The organism is Solimonas soli DSM 21787, assembly GCF_000474945.1.
In the GTDB taxonomy this organism is placed as follows: Bacteria; Pseudomonadota; Gammaproteobacteria; order Nevskiales; family Nevskiaceae; genus Solimonas; species Solimonas soli.
Genome location: NZ_KI440838.1, coordinates 48293 through 70441 on the forward strand (window position 1 = coordinate 48293; position 22149 = coordinate 70441).

A 22149-nucleotide genomic window follows, 5' to 3' on the forward strand; every position below is an offset into this window, starting at 1 on the left:
GCGCGCGATGCTGACCGCTCGCATGGGAAAATCGTACCGATAAAGGCGTACCGGCGGACTCATGGATGGCGCATTCGTCGACGGCATCTGGTTGTTGCTGGCCTGGGCACTGGCGCTCGCGCTGATCGCCGGCGGCCTCGTCGGCACCCTGCTGCCGGTGCTGCCCGGCGCGCCGCTGGTGTTCTTCGGCCTCTGGCTGATCGCCCTCATCGACCGCTACCGGCACGTCGGCTGGCCGACGCTGACGCTGCTCGGCGCGATCGTGCTGCTCACCGTGCTCATCGATTTCGCCGCTTCGGCGCTCGGCGCGAAGAAGGTCGGCGCCAGCCGGCAGGCGGTGAGCGGCGCGCTCATCGGCAGCATCATCGGCGTGTTCTTCGGCATTCCGGGCCTGCTGCTCGGGCCCTTCGTCGGCGCCGTGATCGGCGAGCTGATGGCGCAGAGCCGCGTCGAGCAGGCGGCGCGCGTCGGCGTCGCCACCTGGCTCGGCCTGCTCGCCGGCAGCATCGCCAAGCTGGCGCTGTGCCTGACCATGCTGCTGCTGTTCGCCTTCGCCTGGTTCGTCTGAGGAACCGGGCGCTCAGCTGTCGAGCGGCACCTTCAGCTTCTGGCCCGGGCGGATGTTCGAGCCCTTCAGATGGTTCGCGGCGCGCAGATCGGAAACGCTGACGTTGTAGCGCTGCGCGATGCCGCTGAGCGTCTGCCCGGACTGCACCTTGTGCGTGCGGAAGCCGGCTTTCTTCCTCGCCCTGCCGGTCGCGCCCTTGGTGGCCGCCGCGTCGTTGTCGCGCTGCTCTTCCTTGGCCTCGACGATCTTCTGCTGCAGCGTCTGCTGCGGCGTCGCGTCGCCGACCGCGACCGTGATCGGTCCCGGCCGCGATTCGGTCTTCGGCGGAATCTTCAACACCGCGCCGACGCGCAGCCTGTGCGCCGACTTGAGATCGTTGACCTTGAGGATGGCGCCCTGCGAGACGCCGTACTGCCGGGCGATCTTGCCGAGGCTGTCGCCGCGGCCGATGCGGTGCAGCAGGAACAGCGCGCGCTGGCTGTCGAAGCGTTCGTGGCTGCCGAGCTTGGCGTAGCCCACTTCGAACGCGCGCGCGCTGCCGTACGGCACGCGGATCAGATGCCCCGGCGGCACGTACAGCTTGCCTTCGATGACCTCCGGCCGGTAGGCCGGATTGAGGCGCTGGAAGACCTCGTCGCTGGCGCCGCACAGGCGGCGCAGCGTGTCGTAGGGCACGTAGTTGCGGGTTTCGACGATCTCGAACTCGAGCGGATTGCTGTTGCGCAGCGCGCCGACGCGCTCGCGGTAGGCGCGTTCGACGTCGACCGCGGCGAGGAATTCGGCGTAGTAGTTGCGCGAGGCGAAGCCGAAGCGCGGCCCGTCCCAGCGCTCGATCAGGTCCATCAGCGTCTTGCCGTTGATGGCGTCGAGCGCGCGGGCGATGCCGTTGCGGCCGTGGTTGTAGGCGGTGATCGCCAGCGGCCAGTCCTGCAGGCGCGTGTAGTCGTCGCGCAGATGGCGCGCGGCGGCGTCGGTCGAGGTCCACGGATCGCGGCGGTCGTCGACCACGTCGTCGAGGCGCATGTAGATGCGCGCCGAGGAGGGGATGAACTGCCAGATGCCGGCGGCGCCGGACTTCGAATAGGCCTGCAGGTTGAAGCTCGATTCGACCAGCGGCAGGCGCGTCAGCTGCGCCGGCAGTCCGTAGTTGCGGAACGTCGCTTCCATCGACGGCAGGTAGCGGTTCGAGACCTCGAGCGCGTTCTCGGTGCGTTCCTTGAGGCCGCGCTGCACGCGCGCCGTGCCGATCTGCTTGCTGAACTTGTCGGCGCCCGGCACGTCGGCGAACAGATCGTAGATGCGCCGCTCCTCGGCGCTCATCGTCTCCGGCGCGTACTGCTTGGCCTGCACGCGCTTGAGCACGTCGTCGACGTGATCCTTGGCGTCGGCTTCCTCGGCGCGGCGGCGTTTGTCGAGCACGAACTTGTCGGTCGTCGTCGCGTCGTCGCGATAGTCGAGGACCATGAACACCTTGTTCGGATAGACCGACGAGTGCACCACGCTCTGCAGCTCGGAATACTGGCTGAAGACGCGCGTCCAGAACGACACCGCCGGCTTCAGCGCGTCGTATCGCGGCAGGTTGGCATTGGTGGCGCCGTTGCTGATGACGTTGGTCAGCGCGTTCGGCAGGGTGGCGCCGGGCGCCGCCGCCGCGTTGACCGGCGTCTCGCTGCCGCGCAGCGGCGCCGGCGGATCATCGCCCTCGTCGGCGACCGGCGCGGCCTGCGCGAAGACGAGCTGCGAAGCGCCCGCGGCCGCGAGGCCGAACGCCAGGCACGTCATCCTGAATCTGTGCACCGATACTCCGAGCCTGTTCGGCTGTCTGTCCCGCCCGCGTGGTGATGGTACTGCCCTGTCTGACATGCATCAATCCGCCGAGACGTTAAGCTTGGCACCTCCCCGACGAAAGAACGATAAAGGCACGACCGCCCATGCCCCAGCCGTATCCTCCGATCGAGCCGTACCGCACGCATCGTCTGCGCGTCTCGGACCTCCATGAACTCTATGTCGAGGAATGCGGCAATCCGCAGGGTGCGCCGGCGGTGTTCGTGCACGGCGGCCCCGGCGGCGGCATCGAACCCTGGCACCGGCAGTTCTTCAATCCGCAGAAATACCGCATCGTGCTGTTCGACCAGCGCGGCTGCGGCCGCTCGACGCCGCATGCCGAGCTGCGCGAGAACACGACCTGGGATCTGGTCGCCGACATGGAACGCATCCGCGCCCTGCTCGGCATCGAGCGTTGGCTGGTGTTCGGGGGCTCCTGGGGTTCGACCCTGGCGCTGGCCTACGCGCAGAGCCATCCCGACGCCGTGCGCGCCCTCGTATTGCGCGGCATCTTCCTGCTGCGCAAGGCCGAGGTCGACTGGTTCTACCAGGAAGGCGCCAACTGGATCTATCCGGACGCCTGGGAGCCATACGAGCTGGCGATCCCGCTCGAGGAGCGCGGCGATTACGTCGCCGCCTACCACAAGCGCCTGACCAGCAGCGACGCCGCGGTGCGCACCGCCGCCGCGCGCGCCTGGAGCATCTGGGAAGGCGCGACCAGCAAGCTGTTCCCCAATCCGGACATGGTCGCGCGCTTCGGCGAGGACCGCTTCGCCGAGGCGTTCGCGCGCATCGAGTGCCACTACTTCACCCACAAGGGCTTCTTCGAACGCGACGACCAGCTGCTCGCCAACGTCGCGCGCATCCGCCATATCCCGGCAGTCATCGTGCAGGGGCGCTACGACGTGGTCTGTCCGATGCGGTCCGCCTGGGATCTGCACCGCGCCTGGCCGGAGGCGGCCTTCGAGGTGGTCGGCGACGCCGGTCACGCGGCCAGCGAGCCGGGCATCCTGTCGAAGCTGATCGAGTGGACCGACCGCTTCGCCTCGCTCTGAGGACGCGCCGCGCATGACGACCATCGCCATCATCGGCGCCGGCTTCTGCGGCACGACCCTCGCCGTGCACCTGCTGCGGCGTCCGCCGGTGACGCCGCTCAACGTGGTGCTCATCAACCGCTCCGGCCTGCTGGCGCGCGGCGTCGCCTACGGCACGCGCACCGCCAGCCACGTGCTCAACGTGCCGGCCGCGCGCATGGGCGCGCTGCCGGGCGAGGAGGACGGCTTCCTGCAGTTCGCGCGGCGGCAGGACCCGAAGGTGGGCGGCGCCAGCTTCGTCGCGCGCCGCGCCTATGGCGACTATCTCGAAAGCCTGCTCGCCGACGCGGCGGTGCGCGCCGGCAGCGGCGTGCGCTTTCGCGCCGTGGTCGGCGACGTCAACCGCATCCTGCCGCTGGCCGGCGGCGGCGCGCGCATCCTGCTCAGCAACGGCGATGCGATCGGCGCCGAGCGCGTCGTGCTCAGCATGGGCAATTACGCGCCGGGCGATCCGCCGGTCGCCGCCGGACAGCGCAGCTTCTATTCGAGCCCGCGCTACGTCGCCAATCCGTGGCGGCCCGATGCGCTGTGGGTGGTCAAGCCCGAGCAGCCGGTGCTGCTGATCGGCACCGGCCTGACCATGCTCGACATCGCGCTCGACCTGCGCGAGCGCGGGCACGCGGCGCCGATCTACGCGCTGTCGCGCCGCGGCCTCGTGCCGCAGGCGCATCGCGACCTCGAGACGCCGCCGGTTTACGACGAGCAGCTGCCGCGGCGCATGCTCGCGCAGCCGACCGCGCGCAACTATCTGCGCGCGATGCGCGAGGCCGTGATCGTGCACGAGCGCGCCGGCCGCGACTGGCGCGACGTCATCGGCGCCGTGCGCGCGGTGACGCCGCAGCTCTGGCAGGCATTGCCGCTGCGCGAGCGCCAGCGCTTCCTGCGCCACGTGCGGCCGTACTGGGAAACGCACCGCCACCGTTGCGCGCCGGCGCTCGGCCGGCGCCTGCAGGCGGAGATCGACAGCGGCGCGCTGGCGCTGATCGCCGGCCGCATCACCGGCTACGACGAAAGCGTCGAGGCCTTGCACGTGCGCTTCCGCCGCCGCGGCGGCAAGGCCGAGGAAGCACTCGCGGTCGGCACCGTCATCAACTGCACGGGCCCCGACAACGACACGCGCAAGCTGCGCGATCCGCTGATCGGCGGGCTGCGCGAGGACGGCCTGCTGCGCGTCGATCGGCTCGGGCTCGGCTTCGAGATCGACGAGCACTACGCGCTGCTCGATCACGACGGCAGGGCGACGCCGTGGCTGCACTACGTCGGCCCGTTCCTCAAGTACCGCGACTGGGAGGCGACCGCGGTGCCCGAGCTGCGCCGGCACGTCGCCGCGCTGGCCGCGGTGCTGCATCGCGAGCTCGGCGGCGCGCGCGAGGCGATCGCCGGCTTCGCGTCCTAGCGGGAGCTCAGTCGAGCGCGACGTGCTCGACCGGCGCCGCCGGATCGGGCTTGGCCTTGCGGAACATCAGCAGCGCCGGCGTCGCCAGCAGCACGCCCCAGGTCATCACCTTGAAGTCGGCGATCGTCGCCAGCATGCCGGCCTGGCGCTGCACCTCGGCGGCGACGCCGGCGAGGCCGAGCGCGGTTTCGAGGCCGCTGCCGGCGTTGAGGTACTGCGCCAGCGCCGGCGTGTAGGCGGTGACGTGCTCGGTGAGGTAGGCGTGATTCACCGTCGTCATCCGCGTCTGGTAGGCGAACGCGGCGGCGATGCCGATGCTGCTGCCGACATTGCGGATCAGGCTGTACAGCGAGGCGCCGTCGGCGCGGTCGCGCGTCTGCAGGGTCGCCAGCGTGATCGTCGTCAGCGGCACGAACACCAGACCCATGCCGACGCCCTGCAGCACGCAGGAGGCGACCAGGCCGGAGACCGGCACGTCGAGGTTGAAGCCGGCCATCATGTACAGCGACTGCGCGGTCAGCAGCATGCCGACGAACATCATCCAGCGTGAATCGATGCGATTCCCGAAGCGGCCGATGAGGAGCATCGACGCCATCGTGCCGGCGCCGCGTGGCGCCACCGCGAGCCCGGTGGTGATGACCGGAAAGCCGCGCAGGTTCTGCAGGAACGGCGGCAGCAGCGCCGAGGTGGCGAAGATCACCACGCCCATCACCGCGATCATGACCAGGCCGGAGACGAAGTTGGCGTTGGCGAACAGGCGCAAGGGCATGAACGGACTCGGCGTCGTCACCGTGTGCGCGAGGAACAGGTACAGCAGCAGCACCGTCAGGCCGGCGTAGATGACGATCTCGGTCGACTCGAACCAGGCCTTGGTCTCGCCGCGGTCGAGCATCAGCTGCAGTGTGGCGATCGTCAGCGACAGCAGCGTGAAGCCGAGCACGTCGAGTTTCGGTGCTGCGGTCCTGGTGTCGGCCGGCAGGCCGGCCGAAAGGCCGAGGAAGGCGAGGATGCCGAACGGCACGTTGATGTAGAACACCCAGCGCCAGTTGTAGACCTCGGTCAGCCAGCCGCCGAGCGTCGGCCCGAGGATAGGGCCGAGCATCACGCCCATGCCCCACATCGCCATCGCCGAGCCGTGCTTTTCCTTCGGATTGATGTTCAGCAGCACGACCTGCGAGAGCGGCACCAGCGAGGCGCCGCACAGGCCCTGCAGCAGGCGGAAGACCACCATCTGCGGCAACGACGCGGCGACGCCGCACAGCATCGAGGTGATGGTGAAGCCGGTGATCGCGGCGAGGAACAGGCGCTTCATGCCGAAGCGCGCGGCGAGATAGCCGGTCGGCGCCGTGGCGATCGCCGCGGCGACCATGTACGAGGTCAGCACCCACGAGATCTGGTCCGACGCCGCGCCGAGCGAGCCCTGCATGTGCGGCAGCGCGACGTTGGCGATCGTCGAGTCGAGCGCCTGCATCAGCGTCGCCGCCATCACCGATACGGTCAGCAGGGCGTGCCGCCCGGCAGGCATGGTCGTGCTCATGGCCTGCTACCGCGCGGCCGCCTGCGCGTTGCCGCTGCCGGCCGTGCCGTGCGCGCCGTCCGGCGTGCCGTGCGTGTCGTCCGGCGTGCCGCGCGTGTCGATGCTGATCTCGGTGCTCATGCCGGCGCGCAGCATCGGTTCGTCCGGCTGATGCGTGATGGCGATGCGCACCGGCACGCGCTGCACGACCTTCACCCAGTTGCCGCTGGCGTTCTGCGGCGGCAGCAGCGAGAACTCGGCGCCGGTCGCCTGGCCGATGCTCTGCACCGTGCCCTGCCAGCGCGTGTGCGAATAGGCGTCGACCTCGATCTCGACGCTCTGGCCCGGCCGCACGTGTTCGAGCTGCGATTCCTTGAGGTTCGCCTCGATCCACGGGCCGCGCGCGTCGACCACGCTGAGCACCGGCAGGCCCGGCAGCACGTAGCCGCCGACCTCCGGCACCTTGCTGGCGATGCCGGCGATCGGCGTGTGCACCTCGGTGCGCGCGAGATCGAGCTTCGCCTTGTCGAGCGCCGCCAGCGCCGCCTTGTACGAGGGATGATCCTCGACGGCGATGTCCGGATCGTCGTCGAGCTGGGCGCGCACTTCGTCGATCTCGTGCTGCCGGGCCTTGATGTCGCTGCGCGCCACTTCGAGCGCGTTGACGGCGGCGTCGAGCGTCGACTTCGAGCTGGCGCCGAGCTGCTGCAGCGCCTTGACGCGCTCGTACTCGGTCTGCCGGTAGGTGAGATCGGCCTGCGCCGAGCGCAGCGCCGCCTGCTTCTGCGCGTAGGTCGCCTTCAGCGCCTCGACTTCGGTGCGCGCCTGCAGCAGCGCGGCCTCGGCCTGCTGCACGGCGACTTCGTAAGGCGCCGGGTCGATGCGGAACAGCGGCGCGCCGGCGGCGACGAACTGGTTTTCGCGCACGTAGATGCGATCGACCTTGCCGCTGACGTCGGCGCTGACGTTGACCATGTTGGCCTTGACGTAGGCGTTGTCGGTCGACACGTAGCGGCTGCCGAACACGAAGTAATACAGCGCCGCGACGATGGCCGCGGCGATGCCGGCGCCGAACAGGACGAAGCGCAGTCGCGAGCGGTTCGGCGTGATGCCGGGGGAGTCGATGGCCATGGGGACTTATCCGCGGTCGTCGGCGCCGTCGCCGCCGGCGAGATTGCTCTTGATGCGCAGCAGGAACTGGTCGAGCTGCTTCTGCTCCGCCGCCGACAGGCCACGCAAGGCGTAGGCCCGCGCTTCGGCGGCGATCTTCCACAGCTCGTCGAGGATCGGCTCCGCCTTGTCGGTCGTCAGCAGGCGGAAGGCGCGGCGGTCGTCCTTGTGCGTCTCGCGCCGCACCCAGCCGGCGCGCTGCAGGCGGTCGATGAGCTGCGTGACCGTCACCGGATGCACTTCCAGCTTCTCGGCGAGGCCGGTCTGCGTGATACCCGGCTGCTTGGCGATCCACGCCAGCGCCATCGACTGCGACTGCGTCAGTTTCAGATGCGCGGCGCGGCGCTTGAACGCCTCGCGGTGCAGGCGGCCGACTTCGAGCAGCAGCGAAGTCGTGGTGTTGGGCGGCGGTGGCTTGCGCATATGGTTAGTCTACTAACTATAAGTGCGCAAATCAACGCGCCGCCCGCGACGGGCGGCGGGCAAGATTCAGGGCAGGCGCACGCCCTCGTCCTTCTTGATCGCCTCGAGCACCAGGCTCGAACGCACATCCTTTACGCCGGGCAGGCCGATCAGGACTTTCATCGAGAACTCGGCGAAGGCCTGCAGATCGGCGACCGCGACGTGCAGCAGGTAGTCGAGTTCGCCGGTCATCACGTAGCAGGCGCGCACCTCCGGGCGTTTCTGCACGGCGTCCTGGAAGGCGAGCGTGGTGTCCTTCGACTGCCGTTCGATGTTGACGCGCACGAAGGCCTGCACCTGCTGGCCGAGCGCGGCCGGGTCGAGCACGGCGGCATAGCGGGCGATGACGCCGCTGTCCTCGAGCTTGCGCACGCGGCGCTGGCAGGCGGTCGCCGACAGCGACACGCGCTCGGCGAGTTCGACGATCGGCAGGCGGCCGTCCTTCTGCAGCTCGCGGAGGATGCGCAGGTCGGTGCGATCAAGCTCGGCTTGCATGAAATCACCACGGAAGTTCGAATTCGTGGTGATTATGGCAAGCCGCGGCGAAGAAAGACGCACAGATTGCAGCCTTTCACGCCGGCCGACGGCGTACAGTGGAGCGCACGGCGGGCAGCGAACCGCCGCGAGGAGAACGGCGATGTACAGCGCCAACACCAGCAGCGGTCTGCGTGGCGATTACACGAAGGCGCGGGCCGACTTCACCGTCGAGCAGCGCGATCATGTCTACGGCGAGGCCGATCACGCGCTGTGGCGCCGGCTCTACGCGCGCCAGGCGCAGCTGCTGCAGGACTACGCCTGCCGCGAGTTCCGCGAAGGCCTGGCCCGCACCGACGCCGCCGACGGCGTGCCCGAGCTCGACGCCGTCAACGCGCGCCTCGCGGCGGCAAGCGGCTGGCGGCTGGTCGCGGTGCCGGGTTTCATTCCCGACGAGCCCTTCTTCCGCCTGCTCGCCGCGCGGCAATTTCCGGTGACCGTCTGGCTGCGCAAGCCCGAGGAATTCGACTACCTGGTCGAGCCGGACATCTTCCACGACTTTTTCGGCCATGTGCCGATGCTGTTCGACCGCCGCTTCGGCGATTACGTGCAGCGCTACGGCGAGCAGGCGCTGCGCCTCGCCCATCTCGGCGCCGTGCCGCTGCTGGCGCGCCTGTACTGGTACACGGTCGAGTTCGGCCTGATCGAGAGCGACGAGGGCCTGCGCGCCTACGGCGCCGGCATCCTGTCGTCGGGCGGCGAGACGCCGCACGCCGTCGAGAGCCCGGCGCCCCTGCGCGTGCGCCTCGAAGCCGCACGCTGCATGGGCACCGCGTATCGCATCGACAGCTTCCAGAAAACTTATTTCGTGATCCGCCGGCTCGACGAACTCGCCGAGCTGATGACGCGCGATCTGCCGCCGCTCATCGCCGCCCTGCGCGAGCAGCAAGCCCTGAGCCCCGAGCGCCTGTACGCGGGCGACGAGCCGGTGCCGCCGCGCCGCGGCCGGCTCGCCGCCTGAAAATGCCTTCCATGTTCCGAGGACACGCCATGACCGCCCGCATCGACAATCCGCTCGGCACCGACGGTTTCGAATTCGTCGAATTCACCGCGCCCGGCGCCGCCGGCATCGCCCAGCTGCATGCCCTGTTCGAGATGATGGGCTTCACCGCCGTCGCGAAGCACCGGCGCAAGGACGTCACCCTGTTCCGCCAGGGCGACATCAACTTCCTGGTCAACGCCACGCCCTACACGCATTTCGAGCAGTTCGCGCGCGCGCACGGCCCTTCGGCCTGCGCGATGGGCTGGCGCGTGAAGGACGCGGTGAGCGCGCACGCCCACGCGCTGGCGCAGGGCGCGGTCGCCTTCGACACCCGGCCCGGCCTCATGGAGCTGAACCTGCCGGCGGTCTACGGCATCGGCAACAGCGTGCTCTATCTGGTGGACCGCTACGGCGCCGAACATTCGATCTACGACGTCGACTTCCGCTTCTTCGACGGCGTCGATCGCGCGCCGAAGGGCGTCGGCCTCACCGCGATCGACCATCTGACGCACAATGTCTCGCGCGGCAACATGGATACCTGGGCCGGCTTCTACGAACGCATCGCCAACTTCCGCGAGATCCGCTACTTCGACATCGAGGGCAAGCAGACCGGCCTGGTGTCGCGCGCCATGACCTCGCCCTGCGGCAAGATCCGCATCCCGATCAACGAATCGTCGGACGACAAGTCGCAGATCGAGGAATTCATCCGCGAGTATCGCGGCGAGGGCATCCAGCACATCGCGCTGGCCGCCGACGACATCTACGCGACGGTCAGCGCGCTGCGCGCGCGCGGCGTGCAGTTCATGGACACGCCGGACACCTACTACGCGCGCGTCGATGCGCGCGTGCCGGGCCACGGCGAGCCGCTGGCGCGCCTGCGCGAGCTGAGCATCCTGATCGACGGCGCGCCGGTCGAGGGCATCCTGCTGCAGATCTTCACGAGCACGGTGATCGGGCCGATCTTCTTCGAGATCATCCAGCGCAAGGGCAACGAAGGTTTCGGCGAAGGCAACTTCAAGGCCCTGTTCGAGAGCATCGAGGAAGACCAGATCCGCCGCGGCGTGCTCGCCGCGTAAGGAACGATCGCATGTCCCACAAATGGATCTACCGGCCGGTCGTCGAAGGACTCGCCTCGCGACAGGCGCATGCCGACCTGCCGGCCGGCCACGTCGAGCGCGAGCTCGGCAAGGAAGGCTTCTTCGGTCCGTCGACACAGATGATCCATCCGCGCCCGCCGACCGGCTGGACGAACTGGGAAGGTCCGCTGCGGCCGCGCGCCTTCGACCTGGCGAAGCTCGGCGCATCGCCGTCGCCGTGGGACGCAGCCGCGATCCTGCACAACGCCGACGTGCGCCTGCGCTGGTGGATCTGCGAGCGCTCGATGACCGAGCTGGCGCGCAATGCCGACGGCGACGAGCTGCTGTTCGTGCACGCCGGCACGGCCGAGCTGTTCTGCGACTACGGCCACCTGACGATCGCGGCGGGCGACTACGTGGTGCTGCCGCGCGGCACCATGTGGCGCATCGAGGTCGGCGCGCCGGTCGCGCTGCTGCTCATCGAGGCGACCAACGCGCACTACGCGCTGCCCGACAAGGGGCTGGTCGGCGAGCACGCGATCTTCGATCCGGCGATGCTGGACTACCCGCGCCTCGACGGCGCGTTCCGCGCTCAGGCCGCGCAGGGCGCCGAGTGGAAGGTGCGCATCAAGCGCCGTCAGCAGATTTCGACGGTGACCTATCCGTACAACCCGCTCGACGCCGTCGGCTGGCACGGCACGCTGCTGGCGGTGCGCATCAACGTCCGCGACATCCGGCCGCTGATGTCGCACCGCTACCACCTGCCGCCGAGCGCGCACACCACGTTCGTGTCGCAGCGCTTCGTGGTCTGCACCTTCGTGCCGCGGCCGTTCGAGAGCGATCCGGGCGCGATCAAGGTGCCGTTCTTCCACAACAACGACGACTTCGACGAAGTGATCTTCTATCACGCCGGCGACTTCTTCTCGCGCGACAACATCCATCCCGGCATGCTCACGCTGCACCCCTGCGGCTTCACGCACGGCCCGCATCCGAAGGCGCTCGGCAAGATGCTGCAGCAGAGCAAACCGGCGACCGACGAATACGCCGTGATGATCGACGCGCGCGACGCGCTGGACGTGGCGCCGGCGGCGGAGTCGGTCGAGTGGTCCGACTACCACCGTTCCTGGCAGGTGCAGCCATGAAGCTGGCGACGCTGAGGAACGGCACGCGCGACGGACAACTCGTCGTCGTCTCGCGCGACCTGACGCGCTGCGTGTCCGCCGCCGCGATCGCGCCGACGCTGCAGGCGGCGCTCGACCGCTGGCAGGAGCTGGCCGGCGGCCTCGCCGAGCTGGGCGACGCGCTGAACGCCGGCGCGCTCGCCGCGCAGGCGCGTCCCTTCGATCCGCGCGCCTGCCACTCGCCGCTGCCGCGCGCCTACCAGTGGGCGGACGGCTCGGCCTACGTCAATCACGTCGAGCTGGTGCGCAAGGCGCGCGGCGCCGAGATGCCGGCGAGTTTCTGGACCGATCCGCTGATGTACCAGGGCGGCAGCGACAGCTTCCTCGATCCGACCGGCGACATCGTCGCCGTCAGCGAGGAGCACGGCATCGACTTCGAGGCCGAGATCGCCGTCGTCACCGACGACGTGCCGATGGGCGTCACCGCCGGCGCGGCGCGCGCGCGCATCCGTCTCGTGCTGCTGGTCAACGACGTCTCGCTGCGCAACCTGATTCCGAACGAACTCGCCAAGGGCTTCGGCTTCTTCCAGGCCAAGCCGTCGTCGGCGTTCGCGCCCTGCGCGCTCACCCCGGACGAACTCGGCGCCGCCTGGGACGGCGGCCGCCTGCACCTGCCGCTGCTGTCCTTCGTCGACGGCGCGCCGTTCGGCAGGCCGGACGCCGGCGTCGACATGACCTTCGACTTCGGCCAGCTCATCGCCCACGCCGCCGCCACGCGGCCGCTCGCCGCCGGCAGCATCATCGGCTCCGGCACCGTGTCGAACCGCGACGCCGACGGCGGACCGGGCCGGCCGATCGCCGAGGGCGGCCTCGGCTATTCCTGCATCGCCGAAATGCGCATGGTCGAAACGATCCGCGAGGGCAAGCCGCGCACGCCGTTCCTGAGCTTCGGCCGCCGCCTGAAGATCGAGATGCGCGATGCGCACGGCGCATCGCTGTTCGGCGCCATCGAGCAGACCGTCGCGCCCCTCCGCTAAGCTGCACGCCGTCGCGTTCGGAGATTCGCATGCTCAAGCTCTACTCCTACTGGCGTTCATCGGCCAGCTACCGCGTGCGCATCGCCCTCGATCTCAAGGGGCTCGACTACGAGATCGTGCCGATCCATCTCCTCCGCGACGGCGGCGAGCAGCATTCGGACGCCTACCGCGCGCTGAATCCGCAGCAGCGCGTGCCGTTCCTGATCGACGGCGACGTTCGCCTCGGGCAGTCGCTGGCGATTCTCGACTACCTCGATGCGCGATATCCGCAGCCGCGCCTGATGCCGGCGGACGCGCGGGCGCGCGTCGAGGTGCTGGCGTTCGCGCAGGCCATCATCGCCGACGTGCAGCCGCTGCAGAACACGGCGACGCTCGACTACCTGCGCGACGTGCTGAAGATCGACGAGGCGCAGCGCGGCGAATGGCTGCGGCACTTCATCGATCGCGGCCTGAGCGCGCTGGAGACGGAAACGGCGGCCCGGCCCGGGACGCCGTTCGCCTTCGGCGAGGCGCCGACCCTTGCCGACTGCGCGCTGGTGCCGCAGATGTTCGCGGCGCAGCGCTTCGGCTGCGACATGCAGCGCTATCCGCGCCTGGTGCGCATCGCCGGGCACTGCAACACGCTGCCGGCCTTCCAGCGCGCGCATCCGGCGCGGCAGCCGGACGCCGAACGCTGAGCGCTCGGCTCAGCGCTCGGTGTTCGGCAGCTCGCGCACCGGCCGGCCGCCGCGCAGCTTCTTCAATGTCTCGGCGTGCCGCAGGCGCATCTCGCGGCGCAGCTGCGCCTCCTCGTAGCGGTAGTGCTCGATGTCGGTCAGCGGCTGCAGCGCCGGCACCGGCCGCGGCTTGCCGGCGCTGTCGACGGCGACGAAGGTCAGATACGCGGAGAGGATGTGCCGGCTGCCGCTGCCGTCGTAGCTGCGCGCGTCGACCTTGACGCCGACTTCCATCGACGTGGTCCAGGCGCGGTTCACCGAGGCGTTGAAGATCAGCACGTCGCCGCGCCGCGCCGGGGCGATGAAGTGCACCGCGTCGACGCTGGCGGTGACGCAGACGCCGCCGGCGTGGCGATCGGCGACGACCGCGGCGAAGCGGTCCATCTGCGCCATGATCAGACCGCCGAACACGGTGTCGTTGGCGTTGAGATCGTTCGGGAACACCATGTAGACCTGCTCGCGCACCGCCGAGTAATCGACGGTGCGCGGAGTCTGGACGCTTGTGTCGCTGTCCGCCATCTCAGCCCGCCGGCGGTTCGCCGTAGAGCTTCATCGCCATCGCGCCGTGCGTGGCGGCGGCGCCGGCGCGCAGCGCCGCGGCGATGAACGTGGTCTCCGACAGCTCGGCGGCGCTGGCGCCGGCGCGCTTGGCGGCGCGCGTGTGGACCTCGATGCAGTACGGGCACTGCGTGGTCAGCGCCACGGCGATCGCCATCAGTTCGCGATACTTGTGCGGGATCGTGCCGTCCTCGCGGCCGACGATCTTGTCGAGGTTGAGCCAGGCCTCGAACTCGGTCGGCGCCAGCTCGTGCATGCGCTTCAGATAAGTCAGATCAGCCGGATCGTGATAGTGGCTGCTCATGGTGAGACTCCTGTGAGGATTCCGGCGGTCGGCATCAGCCCTTGCGCGTGCGCCGTGCGCGCGCCGGCTTGGGGGACTCTTTCCGGGACCGCGCCGGCGCGTCGGCGGCCGGCGGCGGCCCGGCCGGCGGCGTCGGCGCCGCGCCGCTTTCGCCTTCCAGTTCGGCGAGGCCCTGGTCGAAATACTCGAGCAGGCGCTGCACGCGCGGCAGCGTGCGCCGGCAGGCGATGACGCCGAACTCGACGCGGTCGACGTAGCTGGTCAGCGTGATGTTGAGGGCCAGGCCGTCGGTGACGATCGACACCGGATACATGCCATCGAGCCTGGCGCCGTTCCAGTACAGCGTGCGCTTCGGGCCCGGCACGTTGGAGATGATGACGTTGAACGACTGCCAGCGCGGCGCGATGCCGGTGGCGATGTTGAGGCCGGCCGGCGCCATCACCGTCGCCACGTAGTTGAGCATCGCCGCCGGACCCATGCGCGAGTAGCGCTGCTTGGCGTCCAGCATCGAGCCCTGGATCACCGCGAGCCGCGCCAGCGGATCGGCGACGTGAGTGCCCAGGTTGGCGAGCACCATGGCGATCTGGTTGCCCTCGTCGGAGCCGTCGCGGCGCAGCGACAGCGGCACCATCGCGATCAGCGGCCTGGCCGGCAGCGCGTCGAGATCGAGCAGATAGCGGCGCAGCGCCGAGGCGCACATGGCCAGCACGACGTCATTGACGGTGACGCGGTGCTGCTTGACGGCGCGGCGGATCCGCGCGATCGCGTAGGACTGCGCGGCGAAGCGGCGCGAGCCGCTGATGCGCTGGTTGAGGATGCTGCGCGGCGCCTGGAAGGCCGACACGTAGTCCGGGTTCTCGCGGCCCTCGCGGATCGAGCGGTACAGCTCGCGCGCCACGGCCGGCACCGTCGCGGCCTGCGCGCGCACGTTCGCCAGCGCGTGCGCGAGGCTGGAGTAGGCGCCGCGCGGCGCCTGCGGCGAGGCTTCGTCGCGCTGCACGCGCGGCGCCATGGTCCACGGCGCGATCGCCGGCACCAGCGGATCCTCGCTCATCGACTTGCGCAGCAGGCGCATGGCGGCGACGCCGTCGACCATCGCGTGATGAATCTTCGCGTAGATCGCGAAGCGGCCGTCCTCGAGGCCGCTGATGATGTAGAACTCCCACAGCGGACGCGCGCGATCGAGCGGTGCGGCGTGCAGCTGCGAGACCAGCGCCAGCAGCTCGCGGACACGGCCCGGCGCCGGCAGCGCCATGTGGATGAAATGCGCGTCGAGGTCGAAATCCTCGTCCTCGGTCCACAGCCAGCTGCCGAGGCGGCGCACGAGGTGGCGGTTGAACGGCGGCTGCGCGCGCACCGCCTTGCGCAATTCCTCGACCTGCCGCGCGAGCCAGTCGGGACCGGCGCCGGCCGGGGGCGTCAGCAGCTCGAGGCCGCCCACATGCATCGGCTGGGTGCGGCGTTCGAGCCAGAGGAACATCTGGTCGACCGGGCTCAGGGGCTTCAACAACATGAACTCCTCCGGGGGAGAGAGGGGGATGAAGCGTCTGGCGGCACTGTAAGCGGCGCACCGCGATGAAGCAAAGAAAAGCGCGCGAAAACGGTGAACCCGCAAGCAGGTCCGCCCGTCTTGTGTCAGGGCCATGACGCCGCCACCATCGGCGGACACAGGGACGTGCGAGGTGCAGGCAATGAAGAAGGCAGGCGGTGCTTGGCGAAACGGGGCTTGCGTCGCCCTGCTGCTATTTGCGCTGCCGGCCGGCGCCGAGGAGACCGTGCGCCGCTTCTATGGCTACGCCTACGACGCGCAGAGCGGCGCCTACGCCTACACCGAGGTGCATGCGCAGCGCATCGTCGACGGCCGCTGGCATGGCGGCAGCATCGACTACTACGCGCCGGACGGCACCGAGCTGGGGCACAAGACGATGAGCCTGGGCGACGATCCGTACGTGGTGCGCTACCGCATGGACATGCGCGGCGGCTACGGCTCGGCGATCAGCGACAGCGGCGATCCGATCGTCGTCACGCGCACCGAAGGCGGGCGCACCGACAGCGCCCGCATCGCCAAGGTCGCGCCGACCTGCGCGGACGCCGGCTTCCACCTGTTCCTGCGCGATCACTTCGCGCAGCTGCAGGCCGGCGAGACGCTGCGTTTCCAGCTCGTCGCCGCGCAGCGCCTGGCGAGCTACAAGTTTCGCGCGATGAAAGTCGGCGAGGATCGCTTCGAGGGGCGGCCGGTGGTCGTCATCCGCCTCGAGCCGGATTCCCTGCTGCGCGTGTTCGCCGGCACGGTGGAGATGCGCTACGCCCCGGATGAGCGCGAACTGATGGCGTTCCGCGGGCCGTCGAACGTCGTCAATCCGGCGACCGGCAAGCCGTTCGACGTGCGCGTCGTCTACGCCACGCGCAAGCCGGCCGACGCGCCGCGCGAACTGCCGCCGCTGCAGGGCTCATAGCGTGAACGGGCTTCAGGCCGCGCCGGCCGGCAGCGGCGCGCGCGACCAGAACAGGGTGAGCGCGCCGCTGGCGAGCAGCCGCCACACGCTCCACCACGCGACCAGCGCCGCCATCGCGCCGTCGCCGCCGAAGAAGGTGAAGACCAGCAGCATGCTGAGACCGGCGTTGCTGACGCCGGCGCAGAGCGTGATCGCGCGCCGCTCCGGCGCCGCCGTGCGCAGCAGGGCGGCGAGCAGCCAGGCGCCGAGCAGGCTCGCGGCATGAAAGCCGGCGACCAGCGGCATCAGGGCGAGGACGATGCCGCGCAGCGCCGCCGCATTGCGCTGCAGCGCGACGACCACGAACAGGCCGAGCAGCAGGCCGAGCGCGAGCTTCAGCGGACCGCGCAGGCGCAGCGCCAGGCGCGGCTGCCACTGCCGCAGGGCAAGGCCGGCGGCCAGCGGCAGCAGCAGGTAGAGCAGGGTCGTGCGCAGGACCAGCGTGGCGTCGAGCGACAGGGCGCCGTGCACGCCGTCGAGGCCGGCGAGCCTGCGGCACAGCGCGAACAACAGCGGCGTCAGCACCGCGCTGGCCAGCATGGCGATGCTCGCCGTGGCGATCGCCACGGCGGCGTTGCCGCGCGCCAGCAGGCTCAGGAAAGTGGCGGCGCTGCCGCCGGGGCAGCAGGCGATGAGCAGCAGCCCGCACGCGAGCGCCGCCGGCAGCTCGAAGCTCAGCACCAGCAGCACGGCGAGCGCCGGCAGCAGCAGCCATTGCACGCCGAGCCCGACGACCACCGCCTTCGGATGCTCGCCGACGCGGCGCAGGCCGGCCGGCTGCAGATGCAGGGCGACGCCGAAGACCAGCAGCGCCTGCGCGACGTTGATCAGCTGCAGCTGCGCCGGACTGAACTGCAGGGCGACCTGATCGAGCGCGTCGAACATCAGGGCCTCACGGCGCCGCCGCGGGAAGCGATTTTCCCGGTGCCGCGGGCGCGCCGCTCGGTTACCCTCTGACGCCTTCCCTTCGACGCGATGTGCGAGGACGCCGCATGACCGCCTACACCCTGATTACCGGCGCGAGCAGCGGCATCGGCCTCGCGCTCGCCGCCGCCTTCGCCGCGCGCGGCGACGCCCTGCTGCTGGTGGCGCGCCGCGGCGAGGTGCTGGAGCAGATCGCCGGCCGGCTGCGCGCCTGCCACAAGGTCGATGTACAGACGCGCATCTGCGATCTGGCCGAGGCTGCGCAGCTCGACCGGCTCTGCGACGATCTCGCGCGCGGCACGCCCGAGATCGGCACGCTGGTCAACAACGCCGGCTTCGCGACCAGCGGCGCCTTCGTCGACAACGCCTGGCACGAGGAGCGCGAGCTGATCGAGGTCAACGTCACCGCCCTGGCGCGCCTCTGCCACGTGGTCGGCCGGCGCATGGCGGCGGCGGGCCGCGGCCAGATCCTCAACGTGTCGTCGATCTCCGGCATGATGCCGGGCCCGTGGATGGCCAACTACGCGGCCGCCAAGGCCTACGTGCTGAGCCTGTCCGAAGGCCTGCGCGAGGAGCTCGCGCCGCGCGGCGTGAAGGTCTCGGTGCTGTGCCCGGGCACCACGCGCAGCCCGTTCTTCGCGCGCGCCGGCATCGATCTCGACAAGCTCGAGAAGGAAGCGCTGGTGATGACGCCGCAGGACGTGGCGCGCATCACCGTCGCCGCGCTCGAACGCGACACCGCGATCATCGTGCCGCGCTGGTACAACAAGATCCTCGCCATCACGCCGCGCCTCGGGCCGCGCTGGCTGCTGCGCAGGGTGGTCGGCGCGCTGTACAAGGGCGTCGCCCGGACGGCGTGACGACCGCGCCGCGCCGCCGCATGGCGATGCGGCGCGCATCAAGGGCGCGCGATCGGCGTGCGCGGCGGGCGGGTCGACACGCTCACTTGTTGGTGATCGACGCGAAGCGCTGGTACAGCGGCGTCGGACTCTTCTCGGACTTCGGCGCGTACCTGCCGGAGATCACCGGAATGTAGATGACGCGGCGGCGGCTCGCCTCGCCGCTCACCGTCGATTGCGCGACGCGGTGCCAGAGCCGGCCGTCGTGCACGGTGAGATCGCCGGCGGCGGGAATGATCGCGACCTCGCGCGGATCGTCGTCGTGGTCGAGGAAGTAGCGCTTGCGGAACAGCATCTGCCACAGGCCCTGCCGGTGCGTGCCGGGCAGCAGGCGCAGGCCGCCGTGCTCGGGCCCGAGATTCGACAGGTGCACGCCGACGTTGAGCAGCGGGTTGAGACGCGTGCCGAGGAAGATGTCGCGCAGGCCGTCGGTGTGCCAGCCGAGACGGCTGTAGGCGCTGCCCGGCGCGTGCACGTAATGGTTGATCACCATGCCGTCCTTCTCGTGGTGGCCGATGCGCGTATCGTCGGTGCCGATCAGCGGGAACAATGTGCGGAAGCGCGGATCGTCGAGAAAGCGCGCCAGCACCGGGTGGTGGAGGTTGGCGAAGGCGAAGCGCTGCACGATGGCGCCCCCGTCGAGATCCTTGCCGTACTTGATCGGCACGCCGTTGATCTTCTCGCGCCCTTCGGCGACCCACTGCCGCTGCACCTCGAGCGAGGCGTCGATCAGCGCACGCACCTGCGCGGCGTCGATGAAGTTGCGGAAGTGCAGGAAGCCGTGCGTCTCGAAGTGCTCGATCTGCTCGCGCGTCAGCTGCTCGCCGAGTTCGAAGGTGGGATAGGGAGTGCTCATCTCGCTCTCCGGGCTCAGTGGAAATTCAGGCGCGCGGTGACGCCGTAGGTGCGGGCGTCGCCGGCGGTCGCGCCGTAGTCGCCGACGCCGTACAGCGCATAGACGGCGGCGAGGTAATCCTCGTCGAACAGGTTGCGCACCCAGGCCGACACGTCCCAGCGCTGCGTCGCGCTGCGCAGGCCGAGACGCAGATTGGTCAAGGCATAGCTGTGCACGTAGCTGCCGGCGCCGTGCTCGACCGTGCCCCAGTAGCCGCTGCGGAAGGAGTAGTCGAGGCCGCCGTAGCCTTCGGCGCGCCACAGCGCGTGGCTGTATTCGAGGCCGGCGGTCGCCGTCCAGCGCGGCGCGTTGTACAGATCCTTGCCGCTGAGGTCCTTGGTGTTTTCGCCGGTGTCCTCGTTCGGCGCATCGGGGAAGTCCTCGCTGATCGCCTGGTTGTAGGCGACGCCGGCGCGTGCCGCGAGACCGCGCGCGAGCAGGGCCTGGCCTTCCAGTTCGGCGCCGCGCAGGCGCACCTTGCCGACGTTGAGCAGATTGACCTGGCGCGGATTCGGAATGAGCGTCTGTTCTTCGTCGAAGGTCAGCGCCTGGTAGTCGCGCACCTCGGTCTGGTAGACGGCGAGCGCGAGCTGCAGGCGGCGGCCGAGCAGGGCCTTGGCGCCGAGCTCGTACGAGGTCGCCGATTCCGGATCGAAGATCGGCTGCACCGATTCGCCGGTCACGCCGAGGTTGATGCCGCCGCTCTTGTAGCCGCGCGCGACGGACGCGTAGCCGAGCGTGTTCGGCGTCCAGCGGTAGTTCAGCGCGATCTGCCCGGACCAGTTGCCTTCGCTGTACGAAGAGTCGCGTTGGTACTCGCCGCCGGCGACCGCGTCGAGCAGGCCGTCGACCGTGAAATCCTCGAGGCCGAGGGTCTGGAACAGCGGACTCACCAGCGACAGCACCGTGCAGTTCGGGCAACCGCCGCTGCGGTGGCGCTCGACGGCGGCATCCTTCCATTCATGCGTATAGCGCAGGCCGGTGGTCAGATCGAGGCGGTCGGCGAGATGCCAGTCGACCGAGCCGAAAGCGGCGGCGCTGTCGGAAACCTGGAAGGCCTTGGTGCGGATGGTCATGCCGTCCAGCGTCTGCGGCGGAATCGCCGCGTAGAGCAGCGGGCCGACGCTCGATTGCGTGGCGAACGGCAGCAGGTTCTGGCGGATCAGGCCGCCGAAGGTCCAGCCGACCAGATCGCGGCCGAGCACGTTGCGCTCGAAGGAGTTGATGTGCTGGCGCAGGTAGTAGAGGCCGAACACCGAATCGAAGGCGTCGAACTTCGAGGCGAGGCGCAGCTCCTCGCTGAACTGATGGTGCGCGTTCAGCGTGCCGGTCTCCGGCACCAGCTGCAGCGAGGTCGCGTCGTCGCTGGTCGGCGTGAACCACCAGTCGCGGTAGGCGGTGATGCTGGTCAGGCGGCTGCGCTCGTCGATGTCCCAGTTGAACTCCGCCGATACCGCCGCCTGTTCGACGAGGCTGTCGGTGCGGGTGTCGCTGTCCGTCTCGCGCGCGTAGGGATCGCGCGACACGCGCGTGTATTCCATGAACTCGTCGCGCGCGCGCACCTTGTCGCGGTAGATCACCAGCGGGTAGACGCAGCAGCGCTCGTGCGCGTGCGAATACTCGGCGATGAAACGGCCGCTCACCGCGTCGAGCGGCGTCCACAGCAGCTGGCCGCGCACGCCGTACTTGTTGCGGTTGTTGAGATCCTGGCCGTTGTAGCGGTTCTCGATCGTGCCGTCGCGGCCGCTGTAGTAGCCGGTGATGCGGCCGGCCAGGGTCTCGTCGCCGAAGATCTCGCCGGTCGCGGTGCCGCGCAGCTGGCGCAGGCCGTCGTTGCCGAGCGTGCCCTCGAGCGTCGATTCACCGTTGTGGCTCGGCAGCTTGGTGATGATGCTCACCGCGCCGGCCGTCGTGTTCTTGCCGAACAGCGTGCCCTGCGGGCCGCGCAGCACCTCGACGCGATCGAGATCGACGAGGTCGAACATCGACAGGCCCTGGCGGCCGAGATAGACGCCGTCGAGGAACAGGCCGACGCTGCTCTCCATGCCGTCGTTCATCGACGTCGAGCCGAGGCCGCGGATCGTGTACTGCGTGAGGCGCGTGTTGGTGGCGGTGACGACCAGTGCCGGCACGCGCTCCTGGATGTCGGTCGGCAGGGTGAGGCCGGCCTCGCCGAGCGCCGGGCCGTCGAGCACGGTCATGGAGATCGGCACGTCGAGCGCGCGCTCCGCGCGGCGCCGCGCGGTGACGACGACGGTCTGCAGTTTCATGTCGTCGTCGTCCGCCGCGGCGGCCGGCAGCGCCGGCGGCGCCTCGGCGGGCAGCGCGATGGTCGCCAGCGGCGCCGCCTCGTCCTGCGCCGGCGTCGCCGCCGGCCACAGCGCCAGTCCCAGCAGGCAGGCGCCCGTCGTGTTGCGCAGACTCATCATTCCCCGTTTCCCATCGAGCTGTCCGTCATCCCTGGCGCCGCGCCCAGCGGGTTCGCGCCGCCGGCGGTCGCCATCGTGGCGCGCGAGCATGACCAAGCGAGCGGATGCTGGCTACCGCCTGCCCGCCAGGCCGGACATTTGTTCCAAGC

At 69.9% G+C, this 22149-nt stretch carries 21 protein-coding genes; 10 read left to right on the forward strand and 11 right to left on the reverse strand.

Annotated features, from left to right (window positions below; all coding sequences use genetic code 11):
* Positions 1-61: 61 nt before the first annotated feature.
* Complete coding sequence (locus K344_RS0116545; RefSeq protein ID WP_051362327.1) at positions 62-568, forward strand: DUF456 domain-containing protein; 507 nt, start codon at positions 62-64, stop codon at positions 566-568.
* A 12-nt stretch (positions 569-580) separates the two neighbouring features.
* Here the strand turns inward: K344_RS0116545 and K344_RS0116550 are convergent, their stop codons facing one another.
* The gene (locus tag K344_RS0116550; protein ID WP_043114810.1) at positions 581-2350 is read right to left on the reverse strand and encodes a LysM peptidoglycan-binding domain-containing protein; all 1770 of its coding nucleotides are present in this window, start codon (positions 2348-2350) and stop codon (positions 581-583) included.
* 149 nt (positions 2351-2499) lie between these two features.
* Between K344_RS0116550 and pip the strand changes: the two genes are divergently transcribed.
* Positions 2500-3447, forward strand: coding sequence for a prolyl aminopeptidase (gene pip, locus K344_RS0116555; RefSeq protein ID WP_028081607.1), 948 nt, complete (start codon positions 2500-2502; stop codon positions 3445-3447).
* 13 nt (positions 3448-3460) lie between these two features.
* Positions 3461-4882, forward strand: a complete 1422-nt coding sequence (locus tag K344_RS0116560) for an FAD/NAD(P)-binding protein (RefSeq protein ID WP_028081608.1) — start codon at positions 3461-3463, stop codon at positions 4880-4882.
* A gap of 7 nt (positions 4883-4889) precedes the next feature.
* On the opposite strand, the gene K344_RS0116565 is transcribed toward K344_RS0116560, so the two are convergent.
* The 4 genes from K344_RS0116565 to K344_RS0116580 all read right to left on the reverse strand — a co-directional run bounded on the left by K344_RS0116565 (position 4890) and on the right by K344_RS0116580 (position 8525).
* A complete protein-coding gene (locus K344_RS0116565) occupies positions 4890-6419 on the reverse strand; it encodes a DHA2 family efflux MFS transporter permease subunit (protein WP_043114813.1) in 1530 nt (509 codons plus the stop codon).
* A 6-nt stretch (positions 6420-6425) separates the two neighbouring features.
* A complete protein-coding gene (locus tag K344_RS22175; protein ID WP_051362328.1) occupies positions 6426-7529 on the reverse strand; it encodes an HlyD family secretion protein in 1104 nt (367 codons plus the stop codon).
* Positions 7530-7535: 6 nt separating this feature from the next.
* Positions 7536-7991 (reverse strand): MarR family winged helix-turn-helix transcriptional regulator, encoded by a 456-nt coding sequence (locus tag K344_RS0116575; protein ID WP_051362329.1) that lies wholly within the window; start codon positions 7989-7991, stop codon positions 7536-7538.
* 66 nt (positions 7992-8057) lie between these two features.
* The gene (locus tag K344_RS0116580; protein ID WP_028081611.1) at positions 8058-8525 is read right to left on the reverse strand and encodes an Lrp/AsnC family transcriptional regulator; all 468 of its coding nucleotides are present in this window, start codon (positions 8523-8525) and stop codon (positions 8058-8060) included.
* Between the two features lie 142 nt (positions 8526-8667).
* On the opposite strand from K344_RS0116580, the gene phhA reads away from it, so the two are divergent.
* Genes phhA through maiA form a run of 5 tightly spaced genes read left to right on the forward strand, consistent with a single transcriptional unit; the run spans position 8668 to position 13457 of the window.
* On the forward strand, positions 8668-9525 hold the full coding sequence (gene phhA, locus K344_RS22180; RefSeq protein WP_043114814.1) for a phenylalanine 4-monooxygenase: 858 nt from the start codon (positions 8668-8670) through the stop codon (positions 9523-9525).
* 29 nt (positions 9526-9554) lie between these two features.
* The gene (hppD, locus tag K344_RS0116590) at positions 9555-10622 is read left to right on the forward strand and encodes a 4-hydroxyphenylpyruvate dioxygenase (protein WP_028081612.1); all 1068 of its coding nucleotides are present in this window, start codon (positions 9555-9557) and stop codon (positions 10620-10622) included.
* A gap of 11 nt (positions 10623-10633) precedes the next feature.
* Positions 10634-11764 carry a homogentisate 1,2-dioxygenase gene (locus K344_RS0116595; protein ID WP_028081613.1) on the forward strand — a complete coding sequence of 377 codons (1131 nt, stop codon included), beginning with the start codon at positions 10634-10636 and terminating at the stop codon, positions 11762-11764.
* Complete coding sequence (locus K344_RS0116600; protein WP_028081614.1) at positions 11761-12780, forward strand: fumarylacetoacetate hydrolase family protein; 1020 nt, start codon at positions 11761-11763, stop codon at positions 12778-12780. Before K344_RS0116595 ends, K344_RS0116600 begins: the two co-directional genes overlap by 4 nt.
* Positions 12781-12809: 29 nt before the next feature.
* Positions 12810-13457 (forward strand): maleylacetoacetate isomerase, encoded by a 648-nt coding sequence (gene maiA / locus K344_RS0116605; protein ID WP_028081615.1) that lies wholly within the window; start codon positions 12810-12812, stop codon positions 13455-13457.
* A gap of 9 nt (positions 13458-13466) precedes the next feature.
* Here the strand turns inward: maiA and K344_RS0116610 are convergent, their stop codons facing one another.
* From K344_RS0116610 to K344_RS22185, 3 genes are read right to left on the reverse strand one after another with little or no spacing between them, the layout of a single operon-like run.
* A complete protein-coding gene (locus K344_RS0116610) occupies positions 13467-14015 on the reverse strand; it encodes an acyl-CoA thioesterase (protein WP_028081616.1) in 549 nt (182 codons plus the stop codon).
* Between the two features lies 1 nt (position 14016).
* A complete protein-coding gene (locus K344_RS0116615) occupies positions 14017-14358 on the reverse strand; it encodes a carboxymuconolactone decarboxylase family protein (protein WP_028081617.1) in 342 nt (113 codons plus the stop codon).
* A 34-nt stretch (positions 14359-14392) separates the two neighbouring features.
* Positions 14393-15865: a WS/DGAT/MGAT family O-acyltransferase gene (locus tag K344_RS22185; RefSeq protein WP_084197586.1), complete on the reverse strand. Its 1473-nt coding sequence runs from the start codon at positions 15863-15865 to the stop codon at positions 14393-14395.
* A gap of 184 nt (positions 15866-16049) precedes the next feature.
* Between K344_RS22185 and K344_RS0116625 the strand changes: the two genes are divergently transcribed.
* On the forward strand, positions 16050-16814 hold the full coding sequence (locus tag K344_RS0116625) for a hypothetical protein (RefSeq protein WP_028081618.1): 765 nt from the start codon (positions 16050-16052) through the stop codon (positions 16812-16814).
* A gap of 12 nt (positions 16815-16826) precedes the next feature.
* On the opposite strand, the gene K344_RS0116630 is transcribed toward K344_RS0116625, so the two are convergent.
* A complete protein-coding gene (locus tag K344_RS0116630; RefSeq protein ID WP_043114816.1) occupies positions 16827-17738 on the reverse strand; it encodes a bile acid:sodium symporter family protein in 912 nt (303 codons plus the stop codon).
* A gap of 107 nt (positions 17739-17845) precedes the next feature.
* Here K344_RS0116630 and K344_RS0116635 point away from each other — a divergent pair, with 107 nt between their 5' ends.
* The gene (locus K344_RS0116635; protein ID WP_028081620.1) at positions 17846-18637 is read left to right on the forward strand and encodes an SDR family NAD(P)-dependent oxidoreductase; all 792 of its coding nucleotides are present in this window, start codon (positions 17846-17848) and stop codon (positions 18635-18637) included.
* An 82-nt stretch (positions 18638-18719) separates the two neighbouring features.
* Here K344_RS0116635 and K344_RS0116640 read toward each other — a convergent pair whose 3' ends face one another.
* Together K344_RS0116640 and K344_RS0116645 are read right to left on the reverse strand one after the other, a co-directional pair.
* On the reverse strand, positions 18720-19532 hold the full coding sequence (locus K344_RS0116640) for a phytanoyl-CoA dioxygenase family protein (RefSeq protein ID WP_028081621.1): 813 nt from the start codon (positions 19530-19532) through the stop codon (positions 18720-18722).
* 14 nt (positions 19533-19546) lie between these two features.
* Positions 19547-21997, reverse strand: a complete 2451-nt coding sequence (locus K344_RS0116645; RefSeq protein ID WP_245586253.1) for a TonB-dependent receptor — start codon at positions 21995-21997, stop codon at positions 19547-19549.
* Positions 21998-22149: the final 152 nt, after the last annotated feature.